The sequence below is a fragment of the Microbulbifer sp. A4B17 genome (assembly GCF_003076275.1).
GTDB lineage: Bacteria > Pseudomonadota > Gammaproteobacteria > Pseudomonadales > Cellvibrionaceae > Microbulbifer.
This window is the reverse complement of the sequence record NZ_CP029064.1, coordinates 2,000,714-2,015,857: the sequence shown is the minus strand read 5'-3', so window position 1 is coordinate 2,015,857 and position 15,144 is coordinate 2,000,714. Positions and strand designations below refer to the sequence as shown.

13 protein-coding genes are annotated in these 15,144 nt (G+C 46.9%); 8 read left to right on the top strand and 5 right to left on the bottom strand.

Annotation, left to right across the window (positions count from 1 at the left end):
• Positions 1-75 precede the first annotated feature (75 nt).
• A complete protein-coding gene (locus BTJ40_RS09150; protein WP_108732797.1) occupies positions 76-1,161 on the top strand; it encodes an NAD(P)/FAD-dependent oxidoreductase in 1,086 nt (361 codons plus the stop codon).
• A 124-nt stretch (positions 1,162-1,285) separates the two neighbouring features.
• On the opposite strand, the gene BTJ40_RS09145 is transcribed toward BTJ40_RS09150, so the two are convergent.
• Positions 1,286-1,735: a phosphate-starvation-inducible PsiE family protein gene (locus BTJ40_RS09145; RefSeq protein ID WP_108732796.1), complete on the bottom strand. Its 450-nt coding sequence runs from the start codon at positions 1,733-1,735 to the stop codon at positions 1,286-1,288.
• Between the two features lie 146 nt (positions 1,736-1,881).
• On the bottom strand, positions 1,882-4,056 hold the full coding sequence (locus BTJ40_RS09140) for a jacalin-like lectin (protein ID WP_108732795.1): 2,175 nt from the start codon (positions 4,054-4,056) through the stop codon (positions 1,882-1,884).
• Between the two features lie 868 nt (positions 4,057-4,924).
• Between BTJ40_RS09140 and BTJ40_RS09135 the strand changes: the two genes are divergently transcribed.
• The 7 genes from BTJ40_RS09135 to BTJ40_RS09105 all read left to right on the top strand — a co-directional run bounded on the left by BTJ40_RS09135 (position 4,925) and on the right by BTJ40_RS09105 (position 10,881).
• Positions 4,925-5,608 carry a hypothetical protein gene (locus BTJ40_RS09135; RefSeq protein WP_108732794.1) on the top strand — a complete coding sequence of 228 codons (684 nt, stop codon included), beginning with the start codon at positions 4,925-4,927 and terminating at the stop codon, positions 5,606-5,608.
• 251 nt (positions 5,609-5,859) lie between these two features.
• Positions 5,860-6,423, top strand: coding sequence for a hypothetical protein (locus BTJ40_RS09130; protein ID WP_108732793.1), 564 nt, complete (start codon positions 5,860-5,862; stop codon positions 6,421-6,423).
• 289 nt (positions 6,424-6,712) lie between these two features.
• Positions 6,713-7,204, top strand: coding sequence for an ATP-binding protein (locus BTJ40_RS09125; protein ID WP_255422908.1), 492 nt, complete (start codon positions 6,713-6,715; stop codon positions 7,202-7,204).
• Between the two features lie 266 nt (positions 7,205-7,470).
• Positions 7,471-8,199, top strand: coding sequence for an arsenical resistance protein ArsH (gene arsH, locus BTJ40_RS09120; RefSeq protein WP_108732791.1), 729 nt, complete (start codon positions 7,471-7,473; stop codon positions 8,197-8,199).
• A 96-nt stretch (positions 8,200-8,295) separates the two neighbouring features.
• Entirely contained in the window at positions 8,296-9,246 is a 951-nt protein-coding gene (locus BTJ40_RS09115; RefSeq protein WP_108732790.1) for an alpha/beta hydrolase, read from the top strand.
• 22 nt (positions 9,247-9,268) lie between these two features.
• Entirely contained in the window at positions 9,269-10,030 is a 762-nt protein-coding gene (locus tag BTJ40_RS09110) for an amidohydrolase family protein (protein ID WP_192879395.1), read from the top strand.
• A 251-nt stretch (positions 10,031-10,281) separates the two neighbouring features.
• On the top strand, positions 10,282-10,881 hold the full coding sequence (locus BTJ40_RS09105) for a hypothetical protein (RefSeq protein ID WP_157953978.1): 600 nt from the start codon (positions 10,282-10,284) through the stop codon (positions 10,879-10,881).
• 1 nt (position 10,882) lies between these two features.
• Here BTJ40_RS09105 and BTJ40_RS09100 read toward each other — a convergent pair whose 3' ends face one another.
• The 3 genes from BTJ40_RS09100 to BTJ40_RS09090 all read right to left on the bottom strand — a co-directional run bounded on the left by BTJ40_RS09100 (position 10,883) and on the right by BTJ40_RS09090 (position 14,816).
• Complete coding sequence (locus BTJ40_RS09100) at positions 10,883-12,226, bottom strand: MFS transporter (protein ID WP_238152173.1); 1,344 nt, start codon at positions 12,224-12,226, stop codon at positions 10,883-10,885.
• Positions 12,227-12,405: 179 nt separating this feature from the next.
• Positions 12,406-13,485 carry a LacI family DNA-binding transcriptional regulator gene (locus BTJ40_RS09095; RefSeq protein ID WP_108732787.1) on the bottom strand — a complete coding sequence of 360 codons (1,080 nt, stop codon included), beginning with the start codon at positions 13,483-13,485 and terminating at the stop codon, positions 12,406-12,408.
• A 71-nt stretch (positions 13,486-13,556) separates the two neighbouring features.
• The gene (locus BTJ40_RS09090; protein WP_108732786.1) at positions 13,557-14,816 is read right to left on the bottom strand and encodes a sugar MFS transporter; all 1,260 of its coding nucleotides are present in this window, start codon (positions 14,814-14,816) and stop codon (positions 13,557-13,559) included.
• Positions 14,817-15,144: the final 328 nt, after the last annotated feature.

The window sequence follows — 15,144 nt, the reverse complement described above, 5'->3', positions numbered from 1 at the left end:
CACACATTTACAGCATATTCGCTACACCATAAGATGGGTTCAAATGACCTGTACGCTCTTTAATGGTTGAAAAATATGGTAATTAAAGCGGAAGTATTGATAGTCGGCGGTGGTTTCGCTGGTGTGTCTGTGGCGCAAGCACTGGAAAGGCATGGGGTCCATACCATCCTGGTAGACAAAAAAGATTATTTCGAAGTCACTTTTGCCACCTTGCGTAATGTAACCGATCCATCCAGCACCGAAAATCAAGCGCGCAAGTACTATCGTGACTTTTTCTGTGGCCGCTTCATTCAGGGGGATGTAGTGGAAATGTCTGCTAAGTCAGCGCATTTGGCAGATGGAACAGAGTTACATTTTGACAGTGCCATACTCGCTTCCGGCACCCGATATCCGAACATGTCGATGGCCAAATCCATTTCCGCGATGGATATTCAATCCAGGAACCAAGAACTGCTGGATGTGCATCAGCGACTGAAACAAGCAAGGAAAGTCATGGTGATTGGTGGAGGGGTCGTTGGTGTCGAATTGGCAGGAGAAATCGCGCACGCCATGCCAATCACTCAAGTAATTCTGGCGCACAATAAAGATGTCTTATTGGACAACTTTAAGCCTAAAGCACAGATCAAAGCCCAGAGGCAATTAGAGAATTTAGGTGTAGAAATTCAATTCAACAGCCGTTACCAATATCAAAATGGCTGCTATATCGATCTCAACAACGGCCAAGCCAGCGGTGCGGATCTGGTTTTTGAAGCGACCGGTGTTTTACCCAACAATGATTACCTAAAACCGCACTTAGCGCATATCCTTAATGAGCAGGGATTTGTGAAAGTCGATAATAGGCTTCAAGTTATTGACGAACCAAGCTTGTATGCACTGGGAGACATTGCAGATGTCGGTGAGGCCAAACTGGGCTACCTCGCATCGCAACAAGGTGAATATCTGGCAAAGGCCATCGCCAGAAATGAAAAAGGAAAAAGTACCAAAAGCTATAAACGAAGCCCGTTAATGGCATTAATTCCCGTCGGCCAGAAGCAAGGTTTAGTGCAGCTACCTTTCGCAGTAACAACCTGCAACCACCTCGTGCGGTTGAAGCAGAAAGACCTATTCATTAATAAGGTTTATCGTGGGTTTGGCACTCAGCCAAATGCCCGGATCTCCTAGTTCGGGTTGACTCTACAAGTAGCTATTTATACAGGTAACGATATGATTCTATTTTAGCCAGCTGTATAAATACTAAAAATAAAGTCATAGGGTGAACGTTATCAAGGGCAAAAAATCACAAATACTAACCAGGTTTACTGGTTTTTTCCCTCACCAGCCAGTAGGAAACCCCCAGAGCAATAGTCACCAGGGCAATACCGACTATTTGCTCCGCATTGACAAATTTTAAGTCGAGCACAATGACCTTCCGAGCTACAGCCATTAAAGCTGTAGCCAATACCAGTTGCACCGGTATCACATTAGTACCCAGGTAGAGTCGGATATTGGTAAAGATTTCAATGGCAATAAGAACGGCGAGGAAGGCCCCAAAAGTCTCGAGAATATCTTCCATATCCAGCAATAGGAATGGCGTCTCCATAAGCCTCTCATAAAGCACATAGATGACATCGGCAATGGTCCAGAATATGACCATCACCATAAGAATGGCGAGAAGTTTAACGGCATATTTTATTGCTCGATGCAACTGGTTGATCAGGGGATCAGCGTGATCCTCATGTATCTCATCATATTTCATGGGCTTCGCTCTGCCGATTGATACCGCACATTGCTTGAGTTCGACTATAGGCGAAATCCCCGTATTCAGCCGAGGGAGCTTCCTTTAGATAGTGAGTAGTAAGAGAAGTCCCGGCAGCATATTCACCGCCGGGATCTTGTGGGTCGTTAAGGTAGGCAGGCTGCGTTAGTGAAGAAATACTTCACTTCATAGTCACTACAATCCTCAGTTGCACAGAAAAAGCGATAATTAGTGCCGATATCGCCTATATGCATACTTTCGCCTGTTAAGGAATAATCCAGTTTCGTATCGACAACCCTTGCCTCAATACCTGCGACATCACTGACTTCACAGCTATCGCCGATATTTCCAGCCGACTTATGCTCATTGAAACCCTCGTAATCGATACTACCAGTAGAGGGATCATCCAAGTCCAGCCATTCAGTGGCATAGTAGCCTGGGTTTACCAGACTGTTAGAGAGCTTATGTACCCCTAACGCATCAATTTCATCGCCATGGCGCCCATGAAATGCAAAAATCTGCTGGGAAGCGGTGGAAGAATAGGTCGTGCAGGCCCCTTGCTCGGTGCCTCCGGAAATAGATGAGCCATCGCTCGAGGTCAAGTTGAGGTAATAAACGCTGCCCGTTTCATGCTTTTCATCATCGATGCAGATTTTAACATCATCAAGATAGTCTCCACTGGCAGAATCGAAACTCAGTACGCTACCCATTGAGCCCCCATCGCCATCACCATACTCAATGCAATATTCATGGTCACTGGCTGTGGCATGGCTTAGTGACTGCTTGAATTCATAGCAGGCCTTGAGTCCATCAATTCGGCTACCGGAACGAATCTGTACAGATTTCAAATTCATAGTGCCACTGCCAAGCAGTTTACGTTTCACCAAGTCGATCGAATCAAACTCATCACCACCGGTGCCTCCGAGTGCGTCTTTTTTGATATAACCGAAATCCGAATAGCTCTCCTGGTTGGCAATCCAGAACCCATCAAATGGTTCGTAGTAATTCACCCAAACTGAGGTAGTAACACCTTCAGAATTTCTTGTGGCATAGAGTGCGGCATTCTCAAGCGCATTAAAGGGCATACCAAAGCTGTAACCATCAGTGGCACAAGCTGAAAATCCTTCACTCCAGGTCCCCGATGCGCTACTTATATGCCAATTTCGTTCTTCGTCTACACAGGCAAAAACCCGCTCTGTACTGCAGCTATAATCGCGAATTTCTCCATCATTGCTTAACCAGGCGCAGCTGTTGTTACCACTGGGCGAATCGTCCCGCCAAGACCATGTAAAGTCCTCAATCTGTGGCGCTTTAGAAGCCCCTATAGTAGTCGCATTGGCCTCAACCAGTGCCAGCTCAAGCATGTTATATCCAGATACCGCTTTCTCCAGGATTTCACTACCAGAATATTTGATATCGTCCTTACTGTATTCCGTTGTTGCATCCAGGGCGACACTTAAGTTCCCATTATTGTAATGGGTGGTTGCACTGGCATTGCCATCGCTATCGGCAGTTAGCTGGCTGGAATTTTGTGCAAGTGGTTCGTTCGCGGTTAGGTTTCCAGATGCGTCCATCTCATCCACACCAATCCAGACATTACGCCTGAATTTTGAGGTGTTTGATTCATCGTGATAGTCACAGAGATTATTATCGCCGGTGTGCGGGTAAGATCTGGGCACCTGGATAAACAAAATAACATTTCGCCCAGCATCCAACACATCCTGTTTAGTCAGTGTTTGCGCCGGCAAGGAGGCACAATCATCTTCCGTATAGCCCCAGTCTGTGGGCTTAAATACCAGATCCCCCAACCTACTTTCAATTTTCTCACCAATCTTATTGCGAAAGTTCTGGTGGTAGTCAGAATCATAAGCCTCAAACTTCAGGAATATCACTTCGTCACTATTGTCTTCCAGGAAATCCTTAATCTCATCCAGTCCATCCCCCAGCGTTGCGGCAGTGCCGAACATATAGATACACATGGTGGCCTCTTCGAGGCCCATATGACACAGATGTGGGGTTGAACTAAAACTGGAAGCGGGGTACGTATCGTATTCAACAAGGCGAATACCGCGGCGGAACAATTTTTCTGGGGCATACCACTGATTTACATCAGTATAAACACCCTGATCCCACTGAAAGGACGCATAGGCATTATGGGCCCCAGCCCATAGAGTCTTTGACAAAGGAGCCTTTGTATCAATCTGTCCCTGCAGGTCAAGGCGCTTCACTTTATCATCGCCAGTATCGATTTCGCCGTTGACGGAAACTGAAAGTGACAGACCCAAAAATAGACTTGATACCAAACCAATTGTTTTATGCATTATTTTTTTCCTGATAAGTATCTTGATAGTTACCTCAAAAATATAAAATTCAGTTAATCTTTTCCCCCAGTTGAATTGACCAATTAGAACAGGCGTACCCGACTGTCACGAACGGCTAAACTACAACAGTACCGTACAGTCTATTTTGGCTATTTACCCTACTTTACATTTCCACAATTTGCGTTCTTTTCAATCCTGACAAATATTTACTTCACGATTTGATCTACTAAAAATCACCCAACTCGAACGGGCGCAAGATGGTAAAGGCACGGCATGACTACTCAGTTACAAATCAAAGACAACTTTGTAAACATCTACTTTTTTTATTAAATCCTGCATAAATAACAGACCTGAAAATCACCTTCTCTTTATCATCAAATCAAGAGAACCGAACTGATACCGCCATCACCAAATCTATACGCCAAGCGGATAAGAGGCTTTAAGTGCCAATTTATGAGTGGCGACAGTGCTCTATCAATTGGGCACCTAATGCATCCATCAGAAATAAATGATCAATCGAAAACAGCTACTCCACCCCCAAAAAATGGGAGTAGCATATTCTCAACAGAAAATTACGCGACATGAATTCAAATCTCAAAAGACGTGCAATCAAACTATCAATAAGTCAAAATCAGCCCTGAGAAAGATAAATCGAAATGTAGGTGTCATATGTCCCTACCCCACTAAAAAGGGACTTAAAATCATATATGCGACCAGAAAGAAGTGTTGACTCACTCCAGACCATTAACTGCCTGGGTAAACAATGAGCTGCAACCCCAGGGACTCATACTTATAAAAAAGGAATATGTTGGGGAAGCTAACAAAAATTTACAGTACCCCTCAAATACAGCCTCATCAGGAAGAGAGAATGAAAACCAAAATTTTTATCATACTAACCAGCATCATTATGGCCTCATGTGGTTCTATGCGGCCACACAATGCAAGCAATTACCAACAAGATCTTATTACTCCCGAAGAAACAAACAACTTCGTACTAACAGAAAGCAGTATCTTCGATGAGCCCATGCTGGGAATTGCCCTGAAATATGATAATAAGCAGTATCCTACCGACATTATCAATGTCTATGTATATCCTATTGACAGTATCTCATGGGAGGATACAGAGGAGATTATATCTGTAGAGATGAAAGATATCCTGACCGAAATTGACTTAGCTATAGAGCAGGGCCACTATAAATCCAGGTCAAAAGAAACCTTAGAAAACTTCAGCTTTAAAGCCGGCGAAAAATCCTATACCGGTAAAAAATCATCGTTCACATTTACCAGCATGAACGATACTGAATACTTCTCAAATAGCTATGTATTTATCGAAAAGGATAAATACATAAAATTCAGGACCAGCTTCGACAGTAGAGCAACTGTAAAATGGAATGGCGACACTGCCGTAAAAGAGATATTGCCGGGAATAACAGTTCCCGATGAATCTGAATATATGAAGAGTTTAAGGGCTGAACACCAGAGAGAAATCACCCAAAACCTGATGAAACTGCTACTCCAGACATCGAAAGATAGTCAGTCCGGCGCAGAGTAGCTCATCAGTCTTCCAGCGCACCTGTATAGATGGGGGTGTCGCTCAGCGTTGCAGGTGTTCAGCCAACAGCGTTAAAACGACACGCCTCTATTGCACCCCCTAACAGCGCTCTATTAGCGGAATATTCATCCCTGAATATCCTATGCTGCTATCTTGCGCTTCCCATTACACAATTTTCTCAGAGAGTTAGGATGCTGGAAGCACTTCCATGTCTATGATTATGGAGGCACCTAGTGAAGGAACCTCGACACATGAGAAAAATTCTATCCTCAATCCTTGCTCTCGCATTCTTGGTATGTGCCCATGGCGCAAAATCCAGCAATTATGTCGCCAGGGATAGCCAGAATGCAGCACCTCCAATTGGATGTATCAGTGCAACATCGGTAAAAGCCACTCACACACCCACAGATATTACTGCTGCCGCAAAAAAATGTGCAGATGAATCCAAATTTGATGAAGCCGCTGAGCTTTTAATGGTTGCCAGTGCCTTTGCTTACTTCGACACACAAAGAGTTAGCGATAAAACCGGACACAATGTATTAAGAGTAATTTTCAATAAAGAATTTGGCCCACTGCCTGACCAGGAACGCGCCAAGCTATTCTCCAGCATTAATTCCCTCGATAAGGGCGGAGCAAGAAAGCTGGAGGTATGTACTTATTTGAGATCTTCCGAGCCGCCATCCTATATACCAAGCTATATGATTTCTCATGGATTGAGGAAGTTCACAGGCGCTACCGAAGAACCCCTGATTAAAGATTTTAATGCCAATGAAAGCTGGTATAAAGCAATGGTATTTATCAAGTGCAGCACCTGACTGATACTCTTTATATGCAGTAAAATTCCAGTGCATAAGTCTTTTTAATTCAGCTCGGTAGAAGTGCTTGATACACCGACAATTGAATTTCTATTAAAAGGAAAGGTATTGTTGTGTATCTTTCACAGGTAGTTACCTGCCTGTAAATTTCCCCAACTCAGCTCACAGCAAAATAAAACTTCCAACAGACGCCGTTTTTAGCTGTATACAGAGCAGAAAGACTCAGTCATGATTCTCACTCAGAGATAAGCTATCCCTTAGATATACAGAATGGAACAACAGTGAAAGAATACGGAACACTTATTTTTTTTGCGGGAAGATGGGGGCAGGCAAAAGTACAAAGGCAGTGGAAGCAGCACAAACTATGGGGGCTGTCCTTATCTCCGAGGATGAATGGCTTTCCAAACTTTACCCCCATGAAATCTGTTCACTCTCAACCTATATCGAGTATTCCGCGAGGTTAAAACCCATAATCAAGTCTCATGTTCAAGACCTTTTAAATCGCGGAGTCTCTGTAGTGCTGGATTTCCCAGGCAACACAAAAAGACAAAGATCCTGGTTCAAAGAAATACTTCTGGATAATCGCTTTGCCCATCAGTTAATCTACCTTAAGGTCGATGATAAATTATGCTTAAAGCACATAGCCCAAAGGCAAAAGCTACACCCTGAGCGAGCTGCCTTTGATAACCCTGAGACCTTTGAGGCCGTTACCAGATACTTTGAAGCACCGACTTTATCTGAGGGGTTCAATATTGTGACTATCAAACAGGAGGCTAATTAGGGAGCCGATCAAAATATCAGGATCAGCCACCTTTAGACTGAGATACCTCCCCCTCCCCGGGTATATCCCGTACCGCACCAGGGTCTCGATAGTGCGAGACAGGGTCGAACTCGAGTTCGCTTCAGCAGTTTCACTCACAACACCCTGATATCAATCGACCAGCTGGTCCCGGCTGCTTTACCTTTCCGATATTCAATCAGTCTGACTTTGTCTTACCCTTATATTTCCATTATTGTAGAAATATAGAAATTTGGAGGTAACCCACAATGCTACCGAACCACACTCCCGGCCAGATACGAAATCGCTTGCAAGCCTCTCCCCCCAGTGGCGAGCCCACTAAGATCCTGGTCTTGTACGGATCACTTAGACCCAGCTCCTATTCACGCCTACTGGCCAACCAGGTGGTTGAAATATTGCATCACTTTGGTGCCAATGTGCGCTTATTTGACCCTGCAGACCTTCCTCTTTATGACGGTGCCAACCAGGAGCATCCAAAGGTACAGCAGCTACGTGAGTGGTCCGCCTGGAGCCAGGGGCAAGTGTGGATCAGCCCAGAGATACACGGGAATATCTCCGCTGTTTTTAAGAATCAGATTGACTGGATACCTCTTGATCAGTCTGCGAGCCGGGCAACCCAGGGCAAAACCCTGGCAGTCATGCAGATTTCCGGTGGTTCCCAGTCATTCAATACCGTTAATAGCCTGAGAGTCCTGGGCCGTTGGATGAGAATGTTCACCATTCCCAATCAATCGTCCATTGCGAAAGCATGGCAGGAGTTTGATAAACAGGGGCGCCTCAGGGACTCTTCATTCCGGGATCGGGTTATCGATGTTCTGGAAGAACTGGTTAAAACTACCATGCTGTTGCGAGGGCAAGATGGCTATCTGACCGAGCGCTATAGCGAAAACAAATTAGAGGAGCAGGCAAGCAATATGACACAGATCCAAAACCTGGTAGCTGCAAGTGGTGTCGCCGAACCCTGCTGCGATTGCTGACAATTGCCCGGCAAAGGTCCACATTTAGCTATGACCCAGGACTAGATGTAGAAGTGGGCCATAAGTTGATAGGAACCCAGATATGGATACTCACCAATGAGCTTCTCCCTGGACCCGGACTTTTCTAAAGCCCTTGGCAAGTTCGGAGACTTGCTGGATACCCTTGCAGAGGCGCCCATTGGAGACGTAGAGACTCGCCGTAAGAATGGCGCTGTGGTCACTCAGGCACTGTTTCAGGGGCGGACATTTCCACCAAATGTCACCTTCCGAGACTTTGCACTAGAAAGCGCTGATCATAACGAGATCCAGCTCCGCTGGTATCAAAAGGCAGATAGCAAACCGGGCTCAGCCATTCTCTACATTCATGGGGGCGGGCTAATCTGCCACAATATATCGCGCTACGATTTGGTAGTTGCCCGATATGTGGCCACAAGCGGCGTCCCCTTCCTGTCAGTAAACTACCGAAAGGCGCCGGAATTCCCCTACCCCATACCGGTCGATGATTGCTACCGGGCGCTTATTTGGCTTGCTCAGCACGCACAGAAACTCTCCATTGAGCCGACACGAATTGGCATCATGGGAGATAGCGCTGGAGGTGGGCTGGCCGCAGCCCTGGCAATTATGGCACGGGACAAAAAGGGACCACCTCTGGCACAACAGATATTGCTCTATCCAATGCTGGATGACCGGACAATAACCCCCGACCCCCTACTTCTGCCGTTTATCACCTGGACTTACGAAGACAATCTCACCGGCTGGACCGCCTACCTGGGCAACCAGGTGGGTAGCCCCACCGTCAGCCCTCACGCGGCGCCCGCACGCCTGCAGGATGCCAGGGATTTACCTCCGGCATTTATCGATGTTGGAGAGCTGGATATTTTTCGCGATGAGGATATTCAATATGCCCGCCAACTAACCGATGCCGGTGTGAGCACAGAGCTCCATGTTCGACCCGGTGTGATCCACTCTTGGGAACTCTTTGCTCCAGATATCCCTATCTCGCAACGGGCTTTTTCGGATCGTGTGCGAGCCATACAGCAAATCTGAACAGCTAAAGTACGGAGGAAATATGAGGCCACCAAAATTGCGAATTTTTGATAGTCATTTCCATATTATCAACCCCCAATTCCCCCTGTTCCCCAATCACGGCTACCTCCCCCCCACCTTTACCGTAAATGACTACCTCAGTAAGTTAGAGGACTATCAGCTGGTAGGGGGCGCCGTAGTTTCTGGCTCTTTCCAAAAACAGGACCAAACTTATCTGGTCGACGCTTTGGCAAAGCTTGGTAAAAATTATGTCGGCGTAACACAGTTACTAGCCGACACCCCTGACGACACGATTCTGTCCCTCCACCAGCAGGGGGTAAGAGCAATACGTTTTAACCTGAAGCGTGGCGGCTCTGAAGAGATCAAAAATATTGACACCCTTGCCAGGCGGGTATTCGACTTGGCAAGCTGGCACATCGAGCTATATATAGATGCCTCCGATCTACCGCCCTTATACAACAAGCTGTTAGCCCTGCCGGCAGTGTCTATTGACCATTTAGGTCTGAGTCAGCAAGGCTTCCCAACCTTGCTGAAATTGGCCGAAAAAGGTATCAAGGTAAAGGCGAGTGGCTTTGGGCGGGTGGATTTCGATCCTGCACAAGCAATTCTCGACCTCTACCAGGCCAACCCCAATTGCCTCATGTTCGGTTCCGACCTTCCCTCCACCCGAGCGCCGCGTCCCTTCAAACCTGAGGATATTTTATTAATTCGCGACAATCTCGATGAGGCACAAGCGGAAAAAGTCCTGGTAGAAAATGCTTATCAATTTTATTTAAAGAATTAATGGACAGGTGCGATAACCCTGGGAACTGAGCTCTCGTCCCGATGTCATTCAATACTCTATAGTTTTAAAAAGTACACGACACGGCTAAATCCGTGTATCTCTACATACCCACTCAGTGCCTGCAAGTGTAGTGTAATCCCGGGTCATCGATCAGTTTTACAAATCACTGGTAATTAATTCATGCCAACTGTAGGATGCGCCGAATATTCCAGAGCAAGGAAAATCTGGGAGACAGGGTGCAGGAGGTTTTTGTGAAAGGACTTATAACGATTACTTTTTCCCTATTAGTGCTATCTGGATGTACCGGTATTGGCACCAAGCCTCTGGGAGAAAACGAATTAGCGCTGGGTGTAGATACCGAGCAAACCATTAAGGAGAAGCTCGGAAAACCCTATGAGAAAGGCGTATTTGTAAAAAACGATCAGCAGATTTTGACACTTGCCTATGCCTACCCCACCACTGGTAAAAAACCAGTTAATGAAAATATCAGCGGTGCACGCAACCAGGGTTTCTATTTTTTTAACAACAAATTAGTTGGACAGGATTTCGTCAGCTCTCTTGCGGAAGATTCCACTGATTTTGATGAGTCAAAAGTACCACTTATTAGTGAAGGCCAAACCAGTATTCGCGAGGCACAGGATTTATTAGGCAAACCCTCTGGTGAATATCAATATCCGCTGATTAGCAATAAAGCAGAGAAAGCTAAAGTGTATATGTACAGTCAAACGAATAAGGCCATTTTCCAACCAGCTTCTTATCAAAAAATATTGATTCTCAGCTACAACATAGATGGAATTATTACGAAAATAGATTTTGCAGAGCTGGGCAATAAAAGCTTAAGCGAACAGTAAGCTATTCTGCTGAACGGGGGGCCTTTTCCGTGGGCTTCCCTGAAACAAATAAAAGACACACTACCAACCCCACCAGAGCCAGATAGGCATTAACCGTAAAAGCGCGATCGATGCCTGTGGAGATATCGGGAGCCATCGCCACAATGGTGGTGTTCATGCCCAAACCTATTGCTCCTCCCCCAATCTGAAACATATACAGAATCGCTCCCGCCAGGCTTGCCCGTTCCGATGCCACAGCGGTAATCGCTGCAGTGGTAATGGCGGAGTAGAAAAGGCCGATACCCGCCCCAAGAATAACTAGCCCCGGTATCATCTCCACGAACGTCGTTGCTTTATACAAGTGGGAGAGCATGAACATACCGATACACATAGCAATGGTACCGACTGAGACAATCGTTTTTGCCCCAAGGGTTTCGTAGAGACCACCGGCAATAAATGACATCACGCCAAATGAGACCATCATCGGGAGTAGCCCCATTCCCGAATACATCGCCGAGTGATGATGGACCTTACTCAAATATTGGGGAACGTACACAAGAGCAGCGAAGAACACGACGGACAGCAATAAGGTGGCAATACCAGCAGCAAAGAAACCGTGATTTGTTGCTACATCTTTGGGGATCAACGCATCCCTGCCCACATGACGCTCCACCAGTATAAAAGCCCCCATAAACAGTAAAGTAGACAGTGCCAAGACAACAATTAACGGGTTTTTAAAACCGACATCCACAACCAGATCCAATGCCAACAGCAAACAAAACAGTGATGAGGTCAGGGTTATCACTCCACCGTAATCAATGCGCTCAGCGACATTTTCCGGGGTATCATCTGGAATAACTTTCCAACAGACAAAAAATGCCAGCGCAGCAACAGGTAAATTGATAAAGAAAATCCAACGCCAGCTCAGTAAGTCGGTGAGAATCCCACCCAGAACCGGGCCAATTGCATTAGATGCAGCACACATAGCCATCACCAGGCCCCCGGCAAAGCCGGATCGATTTTCCGGTAACATGCCATAAACTAATCCCAGGATTGCCGGCCACATAAGAGCACTACCAATTCCCATCAGTCCACGTGCCCCCAGTAGCATTGGGATATTGGTGGCTATACCTCCGAGGAGGGAGAAAAAAGCAAACGAAGCCATGCCGATAAAAAAGACTCTACGCCGGCCAAACATATCTGCCAGGCGCCCGCCAGAAATCAACAGAACACCGAAGGCCAGCGTATAGCCGTTGATTATCCACTGGGTTGTGGTGATATCGGAACTGAACTCCTTCTCAATGGCTGGAATTGCCACAGAAAACGCAGTGAGGTCATTCCCAATCAGGAAAATTGCCAGGCTCAAGGAAAACAAGCCCAATATCTGGTTTCTACTCAGATTTATTCTCTCATCTGCCATTTTATCTAAAGGTCCAAGCGCCGAAATCAGTTTTACAAGTGTGGCTCAAACCTGGGAAATGGAAGGGGCACTGGCTGTACCCCTATCGTCAAAAAGAATAGATATAGAAGAGGTCAAGGGAGCGACTAGTGCTCCCCTGGTAAATTCTGAAAGAATTCCTGTACAGGCTGGTAATCCGGGTCAGCACCACAGGAACCGCGCACTACCAGCTCAGTGGGAAGCACCTCAGGCTCCGCCGATTTCCCTGAGAGAAGCTCCATCATTTTCTCCACCATTAATTCACCGCCTCGGTGAATGTTCTGGCGGACAGTTGTCAGGGGGGGCGTGTAAAACGGCGCGATTGGGATATCGTCAAAACCAACGATGGCAACCTCCTCCGGCACCTTATGGCCACAGGCCTGAAGGGCTTTGATGGCTCCCATAGCGATACTGTCACTAGCGGCAAAGATGCCGTCAAAGCTGAGCCCTTCCCCCTCGACCAGCTCAATAATGGATTGGTAGCCACTTTCACTGGAGAAGGCTGCAGCCAATTGCCTGGTCGAGTCCCACAGACCAGCTCCACCCAGGGCTGCACAATAGCCTTCAAAACGACCATTGACCTCTGGGTGTGCAGTATCCCCGAGGAAAATAATACGCCGCCGCCCCAAGCCCAACAGATGCTCAGTTGCCTGGCGCCCGCCCATCTGATTGTCACTGCTGACGATACAGTATTCGGCCCCTTCTCGTGTGGTACCACCCCAGACAACCAGGGGGTCCCCCTGCTTTTGCAGGTCACGGAGCGGGGCATCATCCACCCCCTGTCCAATAACAATGACACCGTCAGCCCGGCGCGAACTCATCAGGTAAGAGTGCCAATCGGAGCGACTGGCAATACTGTTTGAGAAAAGCAGATCGTATTTATGCACCGCCAGGCGATCGGCAATAGAACCGATCATGTCGATCATAAATGGATCGGAAAATGTCTGGCCACCGCTACGGCCGGTGTTGATAACAACTGAGATGGTATGGCTACGTTGCAGGCGTAAGTTTCGCGCGCTCTCATTGATTTTGTAATTCATGGAGCTCGCGATTTTTTGAATGCGCTCACGAGTCTTTTCATTAATCAAAGGATTGTTGTTCAGCGCACGCGAAACTGTCGATTCAGAAACTCCCGCCAGCCGAGCAATATCGGACATGGAAATGGGAGAGGAGGACCCCTTGGGCATGGCGTACTTCACCTTGTTCGCGGGAAAAACGCCATCTTAGGCCCGTCTTCCGGGTTTGTAAAACCACCGGACTATCCTGCCAGGGGGGCTGAGGCCTCTAGCTTCTCATCCCCCCGCTCTACGGCGCGGCGGAAAAAGAACAGGGTTATCAGAATTACTGTGATGGGCACCAGTGACAGGTAGAAAGCCACCTGGCCATCAAAAGCCTCGAAAACCGATCCGGTGATCAGGGAGCCGGTTGTACCGCCCAGCGCAGAAAAAATCACCAGCAACCCTGTCATTGCAGAATGCTGATGAGTGGGCAGTGAACTGAGCATCACAGAATTGATAGCTGGGTACACCGGCGCCATAAACAAGCCAATCAACGGTAAAACGAAAGCGGCAACTGGTGCACTAAACCAATCTACATTAGGGTTTGCCACAATATTGCTCGCCAGCGGTAAACTCACTACAACCAGCAGAGCCATCGCAACCAGGCACACATTGAGCATCGGGTACCAGTGCACTTTACGCATCATCACTCCGGCACCGAGACGGCCTAGTGCCAAGCCAGCAGCAAAGATACTCGCGGCCTGAACACTCATTGCCGCCGGCAATTTGAGGATTTCATTGTTAAAGGTAGGCAGCCAGCTTCCTATTCCCTGCTCAATCAGTACGTAGAAAAATACGGAAATCACGTAGATATACACCAGGGGTTCGGCCATCAGCTTTATCATCGCGATAAAGTCCTGTTTTGGGCTGGCCTCTTCAACTCTAGCCCCCGATTCATCCAGCTCCGTGCACCAGAGCAATACAAAGGCTATCGCACAGATCACAGCCAATACCCAATAAACATTGAGCCAAGCCGTAGAACTTTGATTAGATGAATCAATAAAGGCACTAAACAGCCAGTAGCCACTGAGGACACCCACCATAAAAACACCCTCCAGGGTGTTCAGCAGGCTCGCATGTGCGTTGCGACCCTGCGCAAGCAACCCGACTGTAGAGTAAGCGGCAACCTTTACCAGCGCAAAAGCAACACCCACCGACAGGAATAGTAACTTCGCGGTCCAAAACCCCGGCAATAGTGGCATAGCTATACATGCCAGAGTGACAATCGCCAATCCCACCAGCATCGCTCGTTTAAATCCCAAGCGGGGAAGTTGGGAAGCAATCAGGAAGGACACAATACCAATCGGTATATCCTTGAAGCCTTCCAGCACACTCGCAGCAGATTTACTCACCCCATAGGTATTAATTACCTGGAGGATCACGGTACCCACACTGTTAAGCAAAATGGCAAACACAAAGTAGATAGCAAACAGGGAGAGGAGTATGCGCTGATTCTTCATAGTCGATTCTATCCGGACCTATGGCTTAGGCTTTCAGCCGTGCCAATCTGTTATTGTACATTTTTTGTTCGATCTATGTGAAAAAATGCGACTGCAACCCACTACCCGAACGCTCCCAGTATGTACTAGCCCGGACAGCTAATGCAATCGTTTGCAATAATTATTGCACCACAGCAGAGAACAGCCAATAAAAAATAGTCACAAAAGTGTGCATCCAGATCTGGGAAAATGAAATTAATCTATAAATTTCAACAAGTTAAATGTAATAAAGTAAATTAAGTAGTCAACCTTTAATCAAAGAAAGCAGCTGCCTCCAGGCATAATTGCA

Coding starts and splice junctions, on each gene's coding strand:
- BTJ40_RS09150 (WP_108732797.1), top strand. CDS start 76: ATGGTAATTAAAGCGGAAGTATTGATAGTCGGCGGTGGTTTCGCTGGT.
- BTJ40_RS09145 (WP_108732796.1), bottom strand. CDS start 1,735: ATGAAATATGATGAGATACATGAGGATCACGCTGATCCCCTGATCAAC.
- BTJ40_RS09140 (WP_108732795.1), bottom strand. CDS start 4,056: ATGCATAAAACAATTGGTTTGGTATCAAGTCTATTTTTGGGTCTGTCA.
- BTJ40_RS09135 (WP_108732794.1), top strand. CDS start 4,925: ATGAAAACCAAAATTTTTATCATACTAACCAGCATCATTATGGCCTCA.
- BTJ40_RS09130 (WP_108732793.1), top strand. CDS start 5,860: ATGAGAAAAATTCTATCCTCAATCCTTGCTCTCGCATTCTTGGTATGT.
- arsH (WP_108732791.1), top strand. CDS start 7,471: ATGCTACCGAACCACACTCCCGGCCAGATACGAAATCGCTTGCAAGCC.
- BTJ40_RS09115 (WP_108732790.1), top strand. CDS start 8,296: ATGAGCTTCTCCCTGGACCCGGACTTTTCTAAAGCCCTTGGCAAGTTC.
- BTJ40_RS09110 (WP_192879395.1), top strand. CDS start 9,269: ATGAGGCCACCAAAATTGCGAATTTTTGATAGTCATTTCCATATTATC.
- BTJ40_RS09095 (WP_108732787.1), bottom strand. CDS start 13,485: ATGCCCAAGGGGTCCTCCTCTCCCATTTCCATGTCCGATATTGCTCGG.
- BTJ40_RS09090 (WP_108732786.1), bottom strand. CDS start 14,816: ATGAAGAATCAGCGCATACTCCTCTCCCTGTTTGCTATCTACTTTGTG.